Below are 20,610 nucleotides of genomic sequence, written 5' to 3'. Positions count from 1 at the left end.
GGTTTCATATGACTTTAAAACGTATGAATGTAACGAAACCTAAGTATCAGCAAATTGCTGTAGATGTCGCAGCTAAGATTGCTGATCAAACATTTACAGTTGGAGACAAAATTCATGCACGCTCTACTCTGGCAAATAAATACAGTGTTTCTCCTGAGACAGCCCGAAAGGCAATCAGTGTCTTAGTTGATTTGGAAATTGTCCAAGCGAAACACGGTAGTGGGTTTTATGTTCACTCAATGGAAAAAGCCAAGCTCTTCGTCGACCAATACCAAGATGTCCAATCGATTCATGATTTAAAAGATGATCTGATTGCGAGTGTCAAAAAACAAAAAGAAGAGTTAAGTCAATTCTCGGAAATACTGGATAAACTTGTTGACCAGACGAAGCGTTTTGATTCACTCAATCCATTAAATCCAGTAACATTTACACTGACCGACGAAGCATCTCATCTTGAAATGACAATCAGTGAATTAAACCTGTGGCAAAGTACTTCTGCTACTTTGATCGCAATCAAACATGGGGATGAATTACTTGTTTCTCCTGGTCCGTATGCAAAACTTACCTCTGGCGATACAATTTATTTCGTTGGTCATGAATCAACATTACAGCGTGTTCAGAATTTTTTCTATCCTAATTCATAATACAAAAAGAACAGTTGAACTCTTTAAAGTTTGACTGTTCTTTTTAGTTTCTCATCTAAATGCCCCTAATTTGACAAAGTGACTACACGATGTTAATCTAGAATGGTCACTTTTTTTACAGAAAAGAAAATGATTTTCTTTACATGTAAATAAAGTTTTAACGTTAGCTAGTTTCATCAGTTAGTCTTTCAGGATGGATAAAAAATGTCGAAATCTTTTTTCCAAATCTTCTTGAAGAGACTGAACGATATTACTACGCTTTTAGAGTTATCTAGCTTCGGAGCTGGACGAACCTACTCAGCTTTTAAAAATAAGGAGGAATTTTGTTTTGCCCAAAGTAAAAGTATCGCATTTAACAAAAATATTCGGTAAAAAATCAAAACAAGCACTGGAAATGATCAAAGAAAACAAAGATAAGACCGAAATCTTGAAAAAGACCGGTGCTACAGTCGGAGTTTACGATGTCAATTTTGAAGTAGAAGAAGGAGAGATTTTCGTTATCATGGGTCTTTCTGGTAGTGGTAAATCTACCTTGATCCGTTTATTGAATCGTTTGATCGAACCAACTTCAGGAGATATTTTTATCGATAACCAAGAAATTGCAAAATTGGATAAAGAAGGACTTAGAGAGGTTCGTCGAAATAAGATGAGCATGGTTTTCCAAAATTTTGGTCTCTTCCCTCACCGTACAATTTTGGAAAATACGGAATACGGTTTAGAAGTACGTGGCGTTCCAAAAGAAGAGCGAACGGCTAAAGCAGAAAAAGCGTTGGAAAATTCAAGTTTATTAGCTTTTAAAGACCAGTTTCCCAATCAATTATCTGGTGGGATGCAACAGCGTGTCGGATTAGCTAGAGCCTTAGCTAACGATCCAGAAATTTTGCTAATGGATGAAGCCTTTTCCGCTCTTGATCCATTGATTCGTCGAGAAATGCAAGATGAGTTAGTCGATTTACAGGACAACGTGAAAAAGACGATCATCTTTATCACACATGATTTGAATGAAGCGTTACGTATCGGTGACCGAATTGCTTTAATGAAAGATGGTCAAATCATGCAAATTGGTACTGGTGAAGAAATTTTAACAAATCCAGCTAATGACTATGTTCGTACGTTCGTCGAAGATGTAGACCGTTCGAAAGTTTTAACCGCTCAAAATATTATGGTGCCAGCATTAACAACAAATATTGAAATCGATGGTCCAACCGTTGCTTTGACTCGTATGCGTCAAGAAGAAGTCAGTATGCTTTTAGCCGTTGATAAAAAACGTCAATTAAAAGGTGTAGTTAGGGCTGAGCGTGCACTAGAAGCTCGTAAAGCAGGTAAACCTTTAACTGATTATGTGGATGCAGATATCACTACAATCGATAAAGATATGCTCGTGAATGATATCTTCCCAATCATCTATGATTCACCTACACCAGTTGCTGTAACGGACAACAATAAATTGCTTGGCGTCGTCATTCGAGGCAGTGTTCTTGAAGCATTAGCAGAAACAGAGGTGAATATCAATGAATAACTATCAATTACCAGTCGCAAATTGGGTCGAAACGATCACAGAATGGATGACAAATACTTTTTCTGGTGTGTTCAGTTTCTTCCAATCAACAGGTCAAAGTTTAATGGATGGCATTACATCACTACTCGTTATGATTCCACCATTACTATTTATTCTTATCATAACAGCAATTGCATACTTTATATCTAATAGAAAAATTGGGTTGAGTTTGTTTACATTAATTGGGTTACTTTTCATTTATAACCAAAATTTATGGACAGATTTGATGAGTACCGTAACGTTAGTTTTACTATCTAGTGTCGTTTCTATTGTAATCGGAGTGCCACTTGGTATTTTAATGGCAAAAAGCAATAAAGCACAAAGTATTATTACACCTATTTTAGATTTCATGCAAACAATGCCAGGATTTGTTTATTTAATTCCTGCAGTTGCATTTTTCGGAATCGGTATGGTACCTGGGGTGTTTGCCTCAGTAATCTTTGCTTTACCGCCTACCGTTCGTTTTACCAATCTTGGTATTCGCCAAGTACCGAAAGAATTAGTTGAAGCTTCTGATTCATTTGGTAGCACAGGATGGCAAAAACTATTCAAACTTGAATTACCATTGGCTAAAAGTACAATCATGGCTGGAGTCAACCAAACAACAATGTTGGCACTTTCAATGGTGGTTATCGCCTCAATGATCGGAGCTCCTGGTCTAGGTCGTGGTGTTCTATCTGCCCTACAACGTGCTCAAGTCGGAAATGGATTTGTTAACGGTGTTGCTTTAGTAATTCTAGCAATTATCATCGATCGCTTTACGCAAAATTTAAATAAGAAAAAATCAACGACAGTAAAATCAAAACTATCTAAAAATCAAAAAATTGGCGGAATCGTGATTGCGGTTGTTGCTATCATTGCTTTGATTGGTGGTTCAACTCTTTTCACATCTGCTAAAAACGATGAAAAAACTATTTCTCTTTCTTATGTAGAATGGGATACAGAAGTTGCCTCTACTCACGTTGTCGGTGAAGTCCTAAAAGATATCGGCTACAATGTGTCGTTAACACCTTTGGACAATGCTATTATGTGGGAATCAATCTCAAAAGGTGAAACAGATGCAATGGTTGCTGCATGGCTTCCTGGAACTCACGGAGAGCAATACAAACAATACAAAGACAAAGTAGAGGACTTAGGTGAAAACCTAAAAGGTGCTAAACTTGGTATCGTCGTTCCACAATACATGGATGTCGACTCGATCGAAGAGTTAAGCGATCAAGCTGGTAAAAAAATCACCGGTATCGAACCTGGTGCAGGTGTCGTTGCAGCCGCTGAAAAAACGCAAAAAGCGTATAACAACTTATCTGATTGGTCTGTTGAAACCTCTTCTTCTGGTGCAATGACCGTTGCGCTTGGACAAGCTATCAAAAATAAAGAAGATATTGTTATTACTGGTTGGTCTCCTCACTGGATGTTTGCTAAATACGATCTTAAATATTTAGAAGATCCAAAAGGAACCATGGGAACAGAAGAAGCAATCCATACAATGGCTAGAAAAGGGTTAGAAAAAGAAAATCCTGAAGCCTATAATGTATTGAAAAACTTCCATTGGACAAAAGAAGATATGGAATCAGTTATGTTAGAAATCAATAACGGAACTGATCCAACTCAAGCTGCTAGAAATTGGATCGACAGTCATTCAAAAGAAGTTGCTGAGTGGAAAAAATAAAAAAAGAACTGATCACAATAAAAGTGGTCAGTTCTTTTTTTATGTATAAGGTACGATTCGAAGATTTCCTTAAACTATTCTGCTACACAAATCTTAGAAATATCCGTATAGTTTGTTTCGCTAATTCATCTGTCAGCTACTCTCTATTTTTATTGATATCTTCCAATGCATCTTCTATCTCTAAGCCATCCGTAAATAATGAGGCACCTTTACGGACAATCGTCAAATCACCATTTTGCTCTACTTATACGCGTTTGACCTCTGCAATTGTGTTGATAGTATGTAATCTAGCATAGTGCCAAAATCGTATGCTGATAGGTTTGCCAGTTTAACATTTTCCGGAATCTTCTGCCATTTATCCATTAAAATAATCGGTTGTCCATCCACAATTTGTTTATTCTCAGGATTTCTTCATTTTGCGATCCTTAACACAGTGACCTATGTCCCTCAAAAAAAAGTAATACGATTAAAAATCACAAAACAATGATTTGACAATTATAGATAACTCCGACAATGATTCCCCCCAAGACATAGTTCTGAATTTGATCCGAAGCACTCTTCGGCGCTAGATTCCCCTTACTCGAAATATTCATTTGTATCTTCTGTATCAGCTCTTTAATAAAAACTTTAAAATAGATTTTTGGACAAAAAATAATTGAAAATATGTTTTTGCCTTACTAATTTTGACATTACTAATATTTTTTATTGGGATATTTTCCAAATCTTCGCCACTACTAAACAATCCTCCTTCGGGTATTTTTATTTTTACAAATTTTTCATTTACATCGACTTCTCCCATTTTTTTGGGAAATTGATTTACCCTAAATTCCATTTTTTACCCTCTAAAATAATTTTAATAACCTTATTTACCATCTAACTGTAAAAAATTAATGTGAAACATCCTTTAACTCTATATTTCAACTGTTTTGTGTAAGTACAAAAAATCGCAAAAAAAAGAATAAGTGAAAATTGGAAATCCAATGGCCACAGACTCTTTATGTTTTGTTATTATTTTTATATATTAGCTCTATTTAACAGTTGAAATATAGATGAGTGGTTCACATTTGTTACTTAACAATATTAATTTACCATGATATCAAATTTACTCAAGTCTTTTCTATCGTCTTCGTTGTATATTCGCTTTTTTTAGGTATTTATACGCTGTTGATGTTTTCATGTTACACATTTTTGCAATATCACGAACTGATAAATTATTTATTTGGTATAGTCTTATTAGTTTATTTTTTTGAGATTTAGTAATAAAAGGTCTTCCTAATATTTTCCCTTGCCTTATCTAAACCGATTTTTACCCTTTCTATTGTATTTGAAACTTCGTATTCATTAAAACTACTCAAAATTTGAAAAAACATTTCCCCCCCAATTGAACTTGTATCTATATGGTCGATTAAACTAATATAATTATTCCTAATTCCATTAAATCTTCAATAGTGTTTACTAAAGTCCTAAGTTTTCTTGATAACCTATCATTTTTAAAAACAATAAGGTAGACTATATTGTTTTCATCACCTGCTAATTCCTTTATGTGTTTTAACATTTTTTGAAATTCCACCCGTTTGTCATTTCTACCACTACCATGTTCAGAGTAGATGTGATTACATTTCTGTTGCCTCATCATTTCTATTTTATTTTCTAGTGACATTTCTTGTCTATCATCAGTACTAACCCTGCAATATCCTAGCCTAACTATTTTCTTTTCTGTATTCTTTTTCTTTATCATGTATTGAAACCTCCTAATGATTGATATACTTATTATTATCTGTTTCAACCATTAGTTAGTTTCAATAAAGCTTTATCATATATTATTTTTTATCAACTTTCCCTTTAAGAACATCAAAATGGTAAACAATATCTGAAAGATTATCAGCTCTATTTAAAATGCGGTATCTTCTTTTTACATAAGGTATTTCATCTATTCTCCATCGTGACTCATCATTGTATCGATTAGTATCCAATTCCTTTTTGGTTAACTTTGCATTTACTAATAAATATTCCTCTTTTTTTCCATATGTTTTTTTTTTAGGATAATCGTTTCAAACTTTTCTAAAGACCTATTATTCTCAAAAAAAGAATTAATAATTAAACCACCATTTATCTGAAAAGTATCTTCTGAAAAAACGTTTCTACAAAATTATTTTGATTAAGAAGTACATTTATTGTAAAGTAGTATACAAAAATTGGCAAAGCTAACGTAAATACTATTGATACTAATCTTCTTATAGCACTATATTGATTCCAACTAACCTCAGTATTATCCATATATTCAACTTCATCAGGAAGAAGTTTATCCAGAATTGATGTGTATTCAGATAATAACGTAATAACTACTACAGCTCCAAATAAAGCAATAAACACTAGAATAATATTTGAATAAAGTACATTAAAAAGTCCTAGGATAATCTCTCGAATATTATTAGGAATCCATCTAGAAACATTAACTAACGAGATATATTTAGGTTTCCATAACAAAAAACATGAACTCAAAAATATAAGATACGTTAAAGGAATATTTACGGTATCCTCAGTAAGTTTTTTTTACTTCTTTCACTTGCTCAACTACACTTTTAATCATTTACCCTTCTCTATTAGCTATTTTATTTTTGTAAAAAAATGGTTTTATATTATTAATTAGATTATCTATCTACCCATTTCTTTACTTCATATGGATTTTCAGAGGGATTAGTATTTTTCAGGTATTCTTTTGCTCGTTCTTTCAAATCCCTTATTTCTTCTTTTAATTTATCTGGTATTAATGATTGGACATCCTCTAATTCGCAACCTAGTTCTATAATTTCAATTATTTGTGGATTCATATTCTTTTCTTCTAAAATACTTACGGAATAAGGACTAAACAAGTAATTTTCGCAATCTTCAATTGTTAGCAAGTCATTCTCTAATGCTTCTAGTAGTCCAATTACACTTACCAATACTAATCTTTCAGCTTCATTATTTTTATCAACACTTAATCTTAATTCCATATCTATTCCTCCTAAGGATTACTCCATCCTGGTTTTACTTTCACATTAAATACTCTGCCAGACTTACTTTGAAAATAATGTATAGAGACTTTTTTCCCATTCTTATCAAAGCCATCTTTATAAACTTTTTTCCAATCCCCAGACTCAATTTTTCTTAAATCAGATAAAGTACCTTTATTTTTAATTTTGTTTGTTGTAGTTCCATTTTGCCTTGTTTCAAACCCTTCTGGATATTGAGGAGCATCTTTTATTCCATTATAAGTATTTTGAATTTCTGAGTTACTATAATTATCACCACTCATAATATTTTGTATACTCATACCACCTACAGCTGTTGCATGAGCCCAAATACCTAATGCTTCTGCTCCCACTACTGGAATAGCACTTAGACTAGCTCCACCTGTTGCAGGTGCAGTTACTAAACTTCCTCCTGTACCACCCAAAAACCATAAGGCACCCCCGATATATTCTGCTCCAGATTGAAACACACCTAATAAATTCCCTACAAATACACCTTCATTATATCCTTTGTGTTGTTGTAATGAGTCTTTTACATCTCTTTCTCCAAAAATAGCATCCATTAATGCTTTTACACCATTATTTTCTAATACTTGATAACCTGCTCCTGCAAGAAATGATTTTAATGATTTAATATCATCCTTAGCTATCTCAACTGCCAAATCACTAGTTGCATCCTTATCTAATTTACCATTTTTATACACTTCATAAAATATTTCTCCGTTTTGAAGAGTTACTTTTTTCACTTCTATATTGTCTGCATGTCTTGCTTCATAATCAGCCCATTTAGTAGAAATATTGTTCTTCCATGTCAAATCTTTTGGAATAGTAAATGTTCCTGTCGTAACATTCCACGCTGTTTTTGTTTGTGCTAGTCCTTGATTTACTGCATTCTGCAAACTGGAAATTTCAGAAAACAAATTTGGTGAACTTGCATTAAATGCTAATAATTTACGTAATTGCTCTTCCAACTTTTGTTTGGAGGCACTATACATCCCAATTAGCATTGAATTTGCCATTAACTGGAATGATTTTGTGATATCAGGGGTTTTTGATGAATTAATATCTTTACGGATATCTTCTGCTTGATTCAGCAATCTATCTGCTCTTCTAATCTTTTCTTCTAATTCGGATTGTTTTAAATCCCCACTATTTACTTGAGAAATATATTCTTCTGGTAATTTCTTAACTGCACTATCTACTGCTTCAGAAAGTAGAATTCCTCCTTGAGCTAAAGGATACAACACCGATTGAAAATAGGTTTTTGCTGAATCATAAGCTTTACCCGTTAAAAATGGACTTGCTACTACAAAATCTGTAATTGCTTTTTGTAATTCATTATATCCTTCCACTTGTGATTTACACATAGTGGATACACTTGATGCTTGACTTTGAGAAGTAGAAACATACATATCAACACTCATTATCTGTTATCCTCCTCTGCGAACGCTTTTCTTTTTTCATAACCGATATCATCTAATTGGTTTAATATTTTCTTTTTTTGTACACGAAGTTCTTCTTCATCATTTTCTAAATAATCCATTACTTGTCTTGATTTTTGTGAGAATTCATCAAATATTGATTTAAAAAAATTTCCTTGTTCATTTTTATCAAACTGATAACAGACATCATCAAAAAAATGCATTGCTTCGTAAAAATGTTGGTCATAGCTTTCTTTGACTCTCTTTACTTGATTTACTTCACTCGATAGTGTTTCTTCTTTTAAATATAATTGCTTTTCTTCTTTTTGAATCTCTTCTAATTTTCTCATTTTCCTAAACTACCTAAAGGTTTAAAAAGAGTGTTTCCAACAGTTTGGTCTAAAGCTTCAAAATCTTTAGCTACGCTTTGTAGATTATTAGATGCTGCAAATACTGCCTGTGCTACCTTAGTAGCTGTTTCTTGAGCTGTAGTAATGGCTTCTTGTGCATTATCGTTACCTACCACTGTTGTTTGAGTATCGTTATTTATGTTAGATTGCTGGATTAACCTATCAGTTGCACTTTTTAGCGCAGTAGCCTTTTGGCTTGCTCCAGCTAAATCACTTTTTATTGCCATCAGTTACTCCTCCTTAAAAAACTAATTGTAATAAAATCTTATCACATATATCATTTTTATAATAGTTAAAATTTACTTAATAGTAATTATTTGTTTCATAAAATACTATTTATAATTTTATAGACTTTATAATATTCTAATTTTTCTTACTTATAATGAATATTTCAGGAAAAAAAGTGGTTGCGAATGATCATTCGCAACCACTAACGTTTATCAAATTTAGGAAAATATCTATTTACAAATATATCCATTTTCTTTTTGATATTTTGTAGTCTTGTTTTACTTTGCTAAAATTCCCACCATACTCTGCAGAATTGATATATTTATAGGCTTTTTAATACTTATTCAATGGCTTATGTTTAAAGTACTCTTTCTTTAATTTAAAAAAATAAGTTTTAGTAATTTCTTCTTCAACCAAATAGTCTTTAATGCTATATTTCCTATTTTGCGCCAACCTATCGTAATACCTATCAATTAGATAAAATTCTTCCGAATAATCTTTTTTCCTACTAATTTTTCTTGTACTATAAAGCCTTCTTCTAGTTTTTTCACTGGTTGCTTTGCTCTGTTTGGGTAAAAATATTTTTAATTTACAAATTCCCGCATTATCCTTTGTTTCAATAGCATATATGTTCAACCTTTTTTCAATCGATTCGATATCTTGATATTTCTTAGTTGATTTTTTATTATTCGGAATTTCTTCCCACTTTGCATATTCTCGATAAGCATTCATAAATGCATAATACAATATTGTGCCCCAACCAACATTGGGATAATAATATGCTTCTTTCCCTTGTAATTCACTATCAAACTTTATTTCAGAGAGTTCCTTTATTGGTTCATTATCCTCATAAGCATCCTTAATATTATCAAAACTCTCATCTTTTAATAACTCTTCTATCGTTATTCTTGCTAACAAAAAATAATACAAAAGTAGATAATAATGTCTATCATAATAACTTTCGCAAAATTTTTTTGCTAAATCTATAGTCCCATTTTTTTCTACATAATTTTTAGTTAGATAGAATAAATCATGCAAATAGAAATGCAAATTTCGAACAAAATTCATACAAAAATTGCTTTAATAAAATAAGAATGCTATCATTATTAAATTTCAAAAAAGTTATATTATCAACAGTTTTTATAAAAATAACCACCGCTGGGTAGGCGGTGGCAAGGAGTTCTTTTTACTTGAGGAGTAAAAATGAAAAGTGTTTTGTTTGGGTTTGTTATTGGGTATGAGTTAATAATAACCGCAAGGTTTGAAGAAATTATGCCTAAAACATTTAGGTTTTATTTAGAATGCTTAAGAAATAGTAAATTAGTTCCTAATTAAAAAAGCCAATAATAGCATCAAACGATTTACATTCGATAGTATTATTGGCTTATCTTTTTTACTTAGGCGTTACGTAAGCTAACGTATTCGCTGTGTCTTTATCGATTACTCTAAATGAAACGATTCCTAAACCAGCGACATTCATTTCGGAGATTAAAATAGAACCATCTTCATAAACATGTTCGACAAATGCTACATGTCCATACGTTCCATCAGCACCCGCTACTGTCGGTTGGAAACTAACGGCTGTTCCTGCTTTAGGTTTACTAGAAACCTCATAGCCATTCGCTTTACCTGTTGTACCCCAGTCCATTCCGTTGCCCATCGTTGTTTCGACAGAACCATCTAATTGAACGATGCGATTGTAAACATATTGTGTACAGTTTCCTAGTGCATATGCTTCTGAACCAGAATACGTTTCACCAGCATAATCTTTGAAGTCACTATCTGGATGACTATCTGAGACAATGATGCCACTTGTTGATGTAGATGGCTTTTCTTTGTCATATTCAGTCAAGTCATATTCTTCAATAAACGCATTCAATTTTTGGTCATAACTTGTATCTGTTGCGTAAACACCTGTTAAAGATTTTGTTGCTTCGCGGTAGCTCACAGCATTTGACTTCCAAGTACCTGAATAAATTGTTTTATTTGATTCTATACCTTTTTTCATTAATTTAGCATAATCTTCAAATGATTCTTTGTATCCAGGATATTTTTTGAAGGCAGCCTCAATCGTATACCAATTGCCTGATCCATCATCTTCTTGTGTAGAGAAGACAACTTTTTCACCTTTGTATTCCCCTTTGATCCCAAACAGATTATGATATGGCTGTTGACTTAGATCACTATTGCCAGAACCAGTTTCTAAAATAGCTTGAGCAATCATCACTGAAGCATATAAATCATTTTTTTGACCTACAGCACGGGCTTTTTCACCGATCCGACGAATAAATGTTTCAGTCGGTTCATTTTTTACAACCTTGATATTTTCATCTAATTGGGCTTCCGTAGGTGCATGATCAACGATTTGCTGTACAGGTTGCTCTTCCGGTGCTGTTTCGACAGGTGCAGTTGGTTGCGGAGCTACAGGTACTTCCTCCTCACTGCTTGCAGGAGGCTGAGCTTCTTCTGAGGACTCTGTACTAGTAGTACTTGATTCAATTGTGCCAGTCTCTGTTTCAGAAGTAGATGATTCTGTCGTTGTTGTCTCTTCAGTTGAAGAACTACTTTCGGTCGTCTCCATTGTTCCTTCTTCGATGGTACTCGACTCTGACTGGGTTAATTCATCAGCATGACCGATCACTGGTATTAAATTAACACTGAGCAGTACACATACCATCTGTAGTGATAATAATTTTCTTTTCATTCAAATTAGTTCCTCTCACATGTATTAAAGATTCTTTTTTTGATTATTGGAATCTATCACTCATTTTTTTGGCTGATCCCTATTTTTGTTAGGTAGTTAGGTGACTCTGTGGTAATTCTTAAAGCGCTAATTATTGCTTTTAGCAATGTCAGTTTTAAAGCTTCATGTGTGAGAATAACTAGAATCCCTTACTGCTATTAGGGTTATTAGGATGTTCTTCCATCTCTCCACCTACCTTTGTAACGCTAAAAATCTAGATTAACCTTCTATAAGTTGACTTTATTTTACCATAAGTATGAGGGGAAATCTCCTACTTAACTCAAAAGATTAGAAAGTTTCGAAAAAAATTCATGATTCAAGTAAAGTAAGTTCAATATTCAGTAATTATTAATTTTTTTTATTTTCGGTACATATAAATCACCATATTCTGTTTTTTTAATCTTATTGCTACTTTCCTTTTTAAGATAGTTGCCCTCTATCCTTATTGATTTTTTTACTTTGATATTGCCAGTTATTTTCTCTTTGACATTCAGATTGAATTCACCCGCATTTGAAAGTTTAAAGCTAGCAAATTTCTGTTCATTGGGTTTAGCATAAACAAAGCTTTGCCTCGTTGAATTAGAATCAGAAATACTATATTTAATGGTCCCAGATTCCTTCGAATCTTTAGTAGCTGTCAATGTTAATTTATTGCCGTTTTTCTCAATTTTGAGGTTTGCGGAATTACTAAGCTGTGAACATACTTGGACAAGACATTGTTTTTGTCTTCTAGAATAATAGATTCGCAAACTTTTAGATTGATGGTTTGATTATTAAATGTTGGTTTAATATTATGATTTCTAACTTGATTTACTATCTTATTTCTTCAATTCACAAAATTCGGAATAGTTGTGGTTAATAATTCACCGCCAAATTCAAGCCAAATTAAGTTTTGAGTAATCCGATAATTATCAATAGTAGGGTTTATTTTGTAACCAAAGTATGAAATTAATGAAAGGCGTTCTTTTTCTGCGATAGTTGGTTCTGACGGGGTAAACCCAGAACTACCAGTAAGAAGTGTTCGATGTTCAATGTAAAATAGAGCTTGATTGCCCGCTTTAATCATATGGCTGCCTTCATCGGTCCAGTGCAAACAGCCTAACGATTTGACACTCCATGAGGAAATATAATTTGCAACTTTTTCATAATTTACTGTAACAGCGAATGAAGTAATTGGGGAAATTAAAAAAGCGATTAGGACTGTTAGTATACTAAACAGCGTAATCAGCTTATTGTTTTTCATATTCATTTACTTTGACGTTAACTTCTAATTTTAATCGAAATAAAAAACATACTAAGATTAGAGGGTAAACTTATCGACGGATGAGTTTACCCTCTATTTGCCTATTTTTAGGTTTATAGTAAGGAGTGAAAGGAAGATCGACCATAGTCTCTTGGACTTCGAGTCCCTACAAAAAAACGGTCTCCTTCACTGTCATTTTAAAATCTGGTTTAAGTATGTTGGGCTTCGAGCTCGTGTAAAGGAAATTAGGAACGAAATGAAACAGTGAAGAACCTTTCAAAAAAAGAAAGAAGATGAAAACATGGCTTATGTAATTGCATTGGATGTTTCTATGGGCAAAAGTTATAAAGTGCTTTATAAAGAGGAGCTTTGTCTCTCCCAAGGAGAGATTACTCATACCAGATCTGGTTTTGACTACTTGCTTCAAGAAATTCAACAGTTACCCGAAACACCCAGTATCGTCTTTGAATCAACAGGCGTTTACTCAAGAGTAATTGAAACTTTTTGTCAAAATAATCACTTACCCTATTGTCTATTGAATCCCTTAGAGGCAAAAAAACAGCTTGATAGTGGGTTGCGTGTTCTTAAAACAGATAAGCAAGACGCTCATCGTCTTGCACAAACTCACGGTCAATATGAACGGAAGATCAAACAACACCAACCTGTTATTTATGAAGAATCCCATGATTTAGCTCGCTTTTATCAAGAGGTAGAAACAGAAATCAAGAGACTAAGAATGTACTTACACACAGCTCTTGAACTTAGTTTTCCAGAACTAGAAATCCTTTATACGAAAACTAATACTGAAAAAAAACAAAAAAAAGCTACCTCCTACTGAAACCGTAGTTAGCTAAAATTGGTCTAGAACGATTCAACAGTTATTTGTTAGAGTGTTCTTTCTATTTTGTAAATAACTTCCTCCAAGTTCATTATAGCTGGACTGATCGGAAAACATCCGATAAATGATACGTATTAATAAATGAACGGTCGCAACAACCGATTTTTTGTGTCCAGCATTTCTTCTTACCCGAAAGAAAAATGCTTGGATTCGATTGGGTTTCCCTTGGGAAACCGCTAGTGCTCCTTGCGCTAAGACCTTCTTTAGATAAGAATTTCCTTTTCCTACCCGTTTACTTCGATTCTTTCCAGCACTTTGATTGTTTCCTGGACTCGCTCCTGCCCATGAAGCCAAATGTCCAGATGTCGGGAAAACAGACATATCTACCCCCACTTCTGCGAGTACAACTGCCGCTGTTCTTCGATTGATTCCTGGGATTTCCTCCAAACGTTCTACGTATTCTTCATAAGGAACGAGATAGTCGTTGATTGTTTCTTCGACTTCTACTAGTTGTTTTTCTAAGCACTCAATTTGAGTGAGATGAAGAGCTAACATTTTACGATAATGAGGTGTCATAAATCCTTCTAGGGATTCAAGCAATTGAGGCACTTTTCTGCGTAAGGTAGTGTACACACACTCGAGAATGAGTGACTCTGTGATTGGTTTATTTTCAATTAAGGCATAGAGTAAGGCTCTGCCAGATTTTCCGTAGATATCTTTAATCACTGAGGTTAATTTGATTCCAGCATTCTGCAGGACCATGTGCCCCCGATTTTTTTCTCAATTCAGATCTTCTACTAAGTGCTTGCGATAACGTGTTAAGTCTCTCAATTCCTGAATAGGTTCTGGTGGAACAAAACTTGTAGGAACGACTCCTAATCGAGTGAGACGAGCAATCCATTCCGCATCTTTCATATCCGTTTTTTTTCCTGGAATATTTTTGATGTGGCGAGGATTCGCCAACTGTAAATCAAAATGATTTTGTAAAATTCGCCAGACACATTTCCAATAAACACCCGTGCTTTCCATGCTTATGTGTGTGACTTCGTAAGAAGTCAACCAATCAGATAAGTCAAAAAGACCACGAGTTGTCGTATCAAAACTACCAAAGAATTTTTCTGGGCGTTTTTTTCCTTCAGCAGAACGAATAATACACGCAACAATTACTTTTTGATGGATGTCTAATCCAGCACAACAAGAACGAAGTACATCTTCCATTTTCAACATTCCTCCTTGAAAAAAAGTACAGAAGAGGCTATTCTACTTATAGAAACAATTTATTTTTATACGCAGGTTCTACGACCTAATGATTGGTGCAAATAAGTAGAATGATCTAGTTTGTCCCTCAAGGTTACTTGGAGAAGAACCTCAATAAGCGATCGACCTACAAGCCACTTCTGTCATCTCTAGTATGACAGGAAATAGCCTGTAGGTCGATCACTTTATTTTCATTCTGTTTGGTGAGGGCGGTAGCCCTCATGAGTGTTTGTCCCAGCCTCCTTCAATGTTAATTAGTTTTCCTTAGTGAACAAAGAAACAACATTTGGGTTATTAAAATATTCTCTATTAGACTCTTCAGAGTACTTGCTTAGAAATTTATTTTCAATCCCGAATAGAGATTCTAAAAATGAACGGTCAATATAATAGTCATTTAGAATATCATTTAATGAAAATAAGTGATTTTTAAAAATTAAGTCTAGCAAAGAACGAACTTTTCCGGGTCTAATAATCGCGATATCTTCATCCAAAGGTTCATTTTTTTTGTAGTCTTTTCGATTTAGAGTCGCGTAAAAGTAACGATTTTCTTCAAATGTTAGTAGTCCCATTTTATAAGCACGATACTCTAAAGCGCCAATTGAAACCATATATTTCATTTTCAAATCCAGATATGATTCTGGATTTGATTTCTTTGAAATAGTTGCAAAGTCCGTTAAAAATTGCTCTTTCGGAAGAAGGAAAAAAGAGGCAAAGTCATTGGCTTCTTTTTCAATTATTTTATGTTCATCTTTTGTTAAGCTATCCATATCAATCTTGTAATGCAACAACAAGTGCCCTAATTCATGGGCTAAATCAAAATTTCTTCGAACTGCTGATTTTTTTTTGTTACCAAGAATAATAAACGGTTTTTCTTGACTAGTCCAAGTACTATACGCATCAATACTTGTTCCCATATTTTTTTCTAAAATATATATTCCTGAAAGTTCAAGCTTGTAAAGAAGCTCTGAATTTGATTGTAAATCCAATTTTTTTCTAGCATTTTCAGCAATATTCTCTAGTTGTAAAAGCCTGTCATTTGTTTCCATTGACCTATTATAAAGTGGAATTGATTCGTCTCTTAATAGTGGAAGGGGACTAGTTGGCAAATTGAGTTTACTTTCAAACTTATCTAAAAAATAACTAGCAAAATCAATAAAAGTTGTTTCCATTTTTGTTTTTTTACGAGCCTCTCGATCCTCAGCACGGTAGGCAATACTTTCAACATTGGAAATATTAGTTACAAATGGTTCTGTATAGAAAAATTGAGCTTTTACATTAAAAACTTTTTTTAATTCATTAGCCACTTCAAATTTTGGTACAGTATATTGATTTTCATACTGCCAGATTGCTTGTTCACTTAAACTTAATTTGTCAGCAAGTTCCTTTCTGGAGAGACCATTTAATTCTCTGACACTTTGTAATTTCTCTCCGAAAAACATTGTAATCACATCCTTGCTTATTTGTTGGAAAATTAGTTTCCAGATGCTTCTTTTTCTTCTTCAGGGATGGAATAACCAAATGCGTTTGAATCACCTGAGAAAATAGTCTGATCAGACACTTTTTCATTCATAATTGGTTCTACATCTTCAGTAGTAATTTCATACTCACTATCTTGAATAAGATAACTTAAATCTTCAATTAGCTCTAAGTTCATCGTTTGACGATTAGGCATGGTTAATTGAATGGATTCAACGAATTTAGTTTCATCATCAATTTCGTAAGTCACAATATAAAAACGTGAGTATTTTTGAGTAACGTTCAGTTGCTTGCCTTCTATAACAGCCCTTACTTCTTCTGGGTCATTTAATTCAAGTTGAATTTGTTCTGGTTGAGCAACAAAGTTTTGGTCGCTATTTTTTAAAACATTTGTATTTATGTCAGCTAAATTTACCAAATAATTATCTTCATTGGCTTTCTTTTTTTGATCATTAAAAGATTTTTTCACTCGTCTAGCGTTTTTTACGATAACCATATAATTTTCAGCATTTTCGCTAATTGTAAACTGTAAATATTCCCAAGTATAGCCAGCTTTTTCAATTTTAAACTGTACATTGTGGTTTTGTCCAATTTTAGAAACTTGATCATCGATGTGATTTCCTTTTGTCCAAGCGTATGCACCACTAACACTCATTGACTCTTTTTTGCTTTTTCGTTCTTCAAGATACTGTAAGTACCCTTTCAAAGTACCATCAACTATTGCTTTACTAATTGTTTTATCTAATTTAAATTCATCCATACATAAACCTCCAATCTATTTGACTCTATTAGTATACAACATTTTTAAAGTAAAAACATTAATTTCCGTTTTTTTTTAAAGTAGAAATATTGGATTAAAAATTTGGATGAATAAAACGCTTATTTTCAAAGTGATGAAACAATGATACAGAGATAAAGTACAATTTTCTCTGTTCGCTATAAAAACTTACTACTCAACTAGTTACTCTACCTCATAACATTATCTCACTAATACACTTCTCAAAATATTCTTACTCCCTTAGTTAAAATAATATAAAGCGAAATCAAAACTACCTAATTTGATAGAATTCAGAGGATACAATATTATTAACTAGAAAAACTTAATTATTTATTTCTAACATTTTCTATTAATAGAATATGAACATTTTCAGCGTTTACAGTAGATGTTTTTAACCCCCTTTTTAAATGATGGTTTTTCTCTTAAAGAGTATCTACGTTTTACTCTACTTACATCAAGCTTTCTAGCTAAAAAATCTCTGATAGAAAACACCAAAAAAGCGACAATTTCGTCGCTTTTGGTAGAATTTTGGAAAACTGGCAGTAAAAACGGTAGCTTACTCTCCTAGATTTTTGTTGGTTTAACGCGTTTTTACTGAGTTATCCAATCATCGGCGGTACATCTTAAACTCAAGGAACAAGTCATTATAAATACCCAAATATTTCCCACCTAAGTCTTCATAAACTTCCAAATGCTTAATCACTTCATCACTGGGATAAAACTGTTCATCGCTTGAAATTTCTTTAGGTAACAACGTTTTCGCTGCTTTATTAGGTGTAGAATAACCAATATACTCTGCATTTTGAGCAGCATTCTCAGGTCGTAGCATAAAATTGATAAATTCGTAGGAGCCTTTAATATTTTTTGCTGTTTTAGGAATCACGATATTATCAAACCACAAGTTAGAGCCTTCTGATGGAATCACATAATGTAAATGTTCATTTCCATCAAGCATTTCAGCGGCTTCACCCGAAAAGGTTACAGCAGCTGCACTTTCCTCGTTGATCATATACATTTTGATTTCATCTGCAACAATTGCTTTCACATTCGTTGTTAGTTTGTTTAATTTATCCGTTGCTTTACGCAACTCTTGATTATTTTTGCTGTTCAAAGAATACCCTAAACTATTTAAGGATAATCCTAATACTTCACGAGCACCATCAATCAACATCACATTATCTTTCAATTCTGGTTTCCACAAGTCGTCCCAATGCTTAATTTGATCTTCACCGATAAATTTGTCATTGTAGATAATGCCTAATGTTCCCCAAAAATAAGGAATCGAGTATTTATTTTGTGGATCGAAATCTAAATTTAAAAAACGTTCATCAATATTTTCTAAGCCTTTCAGCTTCTTATGATCAATCGGTAATAGCATTTTTTCTTTCATCATTTTTTGAATCATATATTCAGAGGGAATCGTGATATCATAGGCCGTACCACCTTGCTGGATTTTCGTAAACATGGCTTCATTCGAGTCAAACGTTTCATAATTGACCTTATATCCTGATTCTTGTTCAAATTTACGTAATAAATCTGGATCGATATAATCGCCCCAATTATAAATCGTCAACGTATCAGCTCCAGCCATACCACTGGCCTTTTCTAATTGACGAACTCCAAAAAATAAAATCAGAATGATGGCTAAAATACCGATAAACAAAGATTGTAGTTTTCTCATTTAAGGTTCGCCACCTCACTTTGTTCTCGCCGTATTTTTTTGACACGTTTAGACGTATTATCTTGACTGATAAAATAATAACCAATCACTAAGATCATAGAGAAAATGAAAACTAGTGCACTTAAGGCATTTATTTCTAAACTGATCCCTTGTCTTGCTCTAGAGTAGATTTCAACGGACAGTGTTGAAAACCCGTTTCCTGTAACAAAAAAGGTCACGGCAAAATCATCTAGCGAGTAGGTAAATGCCATAAAATAACCAGCGATAATGCCTGGTGATAAAAACGGCAAAATAATATTTTTGATTACTTGTAGGTTATTGGCACCAAGATCACGAGCAGCATCTACCATCGAATCATTCATCTCTTGTAATTTCGGTAATACCATCAATACAACAATCGGAATACTAAATGCAATATGAGACAATAGCACACTTGTAAAGCCTAAACTAATAAATCCAACAGCTGTGAAAAAGATCAAGAAACTGGCACCAATAATAACATCTGGTGACACCAATAAAATATTATTGAAACTCATTAGTGTTGTTCTTGTTTTTCTTCGTCTTGTATAATAGATTCCCATCGCACCAAATGTTCCAATGATCGTTGCTAACAACGCAGATAAAAAGGCTAACAAGAACGTATTCAACACAATAATCAACAAACGAGTGTCTTCAAAGACCGCTGTATAATTTGCAAGTGTGAAACCTGTAAAGGTATTCATTGTGTCTGTATCATTAAATGAATAGAAAATCAGGTAGAAGATTGGCGCATACAGTAAAGCAAAAACGATGATCAAATACAAGTATGACCATTTAAATTTTTTCTTTGTCATTTCACCCGCCCCTTTTTCTTCTTCTCACCGGTCAGTAACATCACAATAAACATTGCCACGATCAAAATCACACCAATCGTTGAACCCATCCCCCAATTTTGTGTCACCATAAAATGCTCTTCTATGGCAGTTCCAAGTGTGATCACACGATTTCCACCAATCAAACGGGTCAACATGAATAAAGAAAGTGAGGGTATAAAAACCGCTTGAACCCCACTTTTCACTCCATTTAATGAAAGAGGAAAGATTACTCGTTGGAATGTCTCAATACTATTGGCACCCAGATCACGACTAGCACTGATCAACGAAGGATTTAACTCTTCTAACGCATTAAAAATCGGTAAAATCATAAATGGTATCTCAATATAGGTTGCAACAAATAGAAAACTAAAATCTGTAAATAAAATTTGGTGAGAACCGATACCAAGAAAACTTAAAAACTGATTCACATTACCGTGAATACTAAAAATTCCAATAAATGCGTAAGCTTTCAGTAAAAGATTGACCCACGTCGGTAAAATCACCAACATCAACCACAATTGTTTATGCTTTAATTTCGTCAAAAAGTACGCTGTTGGATAACTGATCAAAAATGTAAACAATGTTATCAAAAAGGCATACCAAACTGAATTAAGTGTCATAGTCAAATAAGTTCCTGAAGTAAAATACGTTTGATAATTTTCTAACGTAAACTGCCCATTCATATCAAAAAATGACTGATAAATAATCATCAAAACGGGCGCAATCACAAACAATAACAGCCACATCATATAAGGAATCGAATAAATCCGACGAATTGTTTTCATTATTATTCCTC

19 protein-coding genes and 2 pseudogenes are annotated in these 20,610 nt (G+C 33.4%); 4 read left to right on the top strand and 17 right to left on the bottom strand.

What is annotated here, in order from left to right; genetic code table 11:
- Nucleotides 1–8: 8 nt before the first annotated feature.
- The 3 genes from IGJ34_RS05190 (at nt 9) to IGJ34_RS05180 (ending at nt 3,871) form a co-directional block, all read left to right on the top strand.
- Nucleotides 9–644, top strand: coding sequence for a TrkA C-terminal domain-containing protein (locus tag IGJ34_RS05190; RefSeq protein WP_111248015.1), 636 nt, complete (start codon nt 9–11; stop codon nt 642–644).
- Nucleotides 645–972: 328 nt separating this feature from the next.
- Nucleotides 973–2,163, top strand: coding sequence for a quaternary amine ABC transporter ATP-binding protein (locus tag IGJ34_RS05185; RefSeq protein ID WP_069654675.1), 1,191 nt, complete (start codon nt 973–975; stop codon nt 2,161–2,163).
- Nucleotides 2,156–3,871 (top strand): ABC transporter permease/substrate binding protein, encoded by a 1,716-nt coding sequence (locus tag IGJ34_RS05180; protein WP_206838351.1) that lies wholly within the window; start codon nt 2,156–2,158, stop codon nt 3,869–3,871. The genes IGJ34_RS05185 and IGJ34_RS05180 overlap by 8 nt, the downstream gene beginning before the upstream one ends.
- Before the next feature lie 473 nt (nt 3,872–4,344).
- Here the strand turns inward: IGJ34_RS05180 and IGJ34_RS05175 are convergent, their stop codons facing one another.
- From IGJ34_RS05175 to IGJ34_RS05125, 11 genes are all read right to left on the bottom strand, one after another.
- On the bottom strand, nt 4,345–4,464 hold the full coding sequence (locus IGJ34_RS05175; RefSeq protein ID WP_430598287.1) for a hypothetical protein: 120 nt from the start codon (nt 4,462–4,464) through the stop codon (nt 4,345–4,347).
- Nucleotides 4,465–4,478: 14 nt separating this feature from the next.
- Complete coding sequence (locus IGJ34_RS05170) at nt 4,479–4,703, bottom strand: hypothetical protein (protein WP_430598286.1); 225 nt, start codon at nt 4,701–4,703, stop codon at nt 4,479–4,481.
- 421 nt (nt 4,704–5,124) lie between these two features.
- Nucleotides 5,125–5,241 carry a hypothetical protein gene (locus tag IGJ34_RS05165; protein ID WP_430598285.1) on the bottom strand — a complete coding sequence of 39 codons (117 nt, stop codon included), beginning with the start codon at nt 5,239–5,241 and terminating at the stop codon, nt 5,125–5,127.
- Nucleotides 5,242–5,276: 35 nt separating this feature from the next.
- Complete coding sequence (locus tag IGJ34_RS05160; RefSeq protein WP_206838356.1) at nt 5,277–5,609, bottom strand: recombinase family protein; 333 nt, start codon at nt 5,607–5,609, stop codon at nt 5,277–5,279.
- Nucleotides 5,610–6,522: 913 nt separating this feature from the next.
- The gene (locus tag IGJ34_RS05155) at nt 6,523–6,867 is read right to left on the bottom strand and encodes a DUF3969 family protein (protein WP_111247996.1); all 345 of its coding nucleotides are present in this window, start codon (nt 6,865–6,867) and stop codon (nt 6,523–6,525) included.
- Between the two features lie 11 nt (nt 6,868–6,878).
- Complete coding sequence (locus IGJ34_RS05150) at nt 6,879–8,309, bottom strand: T7SS effector LXG polymorphic toxin (protein ID WP_111247997.1); 1,431 nt, start codon at nt 8,307–8,309, stop codon at nt 6,879–6,881.
- Nucleotides 8,309–8,656: a DUF3958 family protein gene (locus IGJ34_RS05145; protein ID WP_430598284.1), complete on the bottom strand. Its 348-nt coding sequence runs from the start codon at nt 8,654–8,656 to the stop codon at nt 8,309–8,311. Before IGJ34_RS05145 ends, IGJ34_RS05150 begins: the two co-directional genes overlap by 1 nt.
- Nucleotides 8,653–8,943: a TIGR04197 family type VII secretion effector gene (locus IGJ34_RS05140; RefSeq protein ID WP_430598283.1), complete on the bottom strand. Its 291-nt coding sequence runs from the start codon at nt 8,941–8,943 to the stop codon at nt 8,653–8,655. The genes IGJ34_RS05145 and IGJ34_RS05140 overlap by 4 nt, the downstream gene beginning before the upstream one ends.
- Nucleotides 8,944–9,277: 334 nt before the next feature.
- Nucleotides 9,278–10,012 carry a hypothetical protein gene (locus IGJ34_RS05135; protein ID WP_430598282.1) on the bottom strand — a complete coding sequence of 245 codons (735 nt, stop codon included), beginning with the start codon at nt 10,010–10,012 and terminating at the stop codon, nt 9,278–9,280.
- Nucleotides 10,013–10,337: 325 nt separating this feature from the next.
- Nucleotides 10,338–11,648: a glucosaminidase domain-containing protein gene (locus tag IGJ34_RS05130; RefSeq protein ID WP_430598281.1), complete on the bottom strand. Its 1,311-nt coding sequence runs from the start codon at nt 11,646–11,648 to the stop codon at nt 10,338–10,340.
- An 865-nt stretch (nt 11,649–12,513) separates the two neighbouring features.
- Nucleotides 12,514–12,753, bottom strand: coding sequence for a hypothetical protein (locus IGJ34_RS05125; protein ID WP_430598280.1), 240 nt, complete (start codon nt 12,751–12,753; stop codon nt 12,514–12,516).
- Between the two features lie 478 nt (nt 12,754–13,231).
- Between IGJ34_RS05125 and IGJ34_RS05120 the strand changes: the two are divergent.
- Nucleotides 13,232–13,723, top strand: a pseudogene (locus tag IGJ34_RS05120) (IS110 family transposase); the annotation flags it as partial.
- Nucleotides 13,724–13,801: 78 nt separating this feature from the next.
- On the opposite strand, the pseudogene IGJ34_RS05115 reads toward IGJ34_RS05120, so the two are convergent.
- From IGJ34_RS05115 to IGJ34_RS05090, 6 genes and pseudogenes are all read right to left on the bottom strand, one after another.
- Nucleotides 13,802–14,986: pseudogene (locus tag IGJ34_RS05115) on the bottom strand (IS110 family transposase).
- Between the two features lie 293 nt (nt 14,987–15,279).
- Nucleotides 15,280–16,464: a helix-turn-helix domain-containing protein gene (locus IGJ34_RS05110; RefSeq protein WP_430598279.1), complete on the bottom strand. Its 1,185-nt coding sequence runs from the start codon at nt 16,462–16,464 to the stop codon at nt 15,280–15,282.
- A 32-nt stretch (nt 16,465–16,496) separates the two neighbouring features.
- Nucleotides 16,497–17,261, bottom strand: coding sequence for a hypothetical protein (locus IGJ34_RS05105; RefSeq protein WP_430598278.1), 765 nt, complete (start codon nt 17,259–17,261; stop codon nt 16,497–16,499).
- 625 nt (nt 17,262–17,886) lie between these two features.
- Nucleotides 17,887–18,960, bottom strand: a complete 1,074-nt coding sequence (locus IGJ34_RS05100; RefSeq protein WP_430598277.1) for an ABC transporter substrate-binding protein — start codon at nt 18,958–18,960, stop codon at nt 17,887–17,889.
- Nucleotides 18,957–19,793, bottom strand: a complete 837-nt coding sequence (locus IGJ34_RS05095; protein WP_206837013.1) for an ABC transporter permease — start codon at nt 19,791–19,793, stop codon at nt 18,957–18,959. The genes IGJ34_RS05100 and IGJ34_RS05095 overlap by 4 nt, the downstream gene beginning before the upstream one ends.
- Nucleotides 19,790–20,599: an ABC transporter permease gene (locus IGJ34_RS05090; RefSeq protein WP_430598276.1), complete on the bottom strand. Its 810-nt coding sequence runs from the start codon at nt 20,597–20,599 to the stop codon at nt 19,790–19,792. Before IGJ34_RS05090 ends, IGJ34_RS05095 begins: the two co-directional genes overlap by 4 nt.
- Nucleotides 20,600–20,610: the final 11 nt, after the last annotated feature.

This window comes from Enterococcus sp. AZ177, assembly GCF_050544585.1.
Taxonomy (GTDB): Bacteria; Bacillota; Bacilli; order Lactobacillales; family Enterococcaceae; genus Enterococcus_L; species Enterococcus_L plantarum.
The sequence above is the reverse complement of the archived record's forward strand: the minus strand, read 5'-3'. Positions and strand labels throughout refer to the sequence as shown.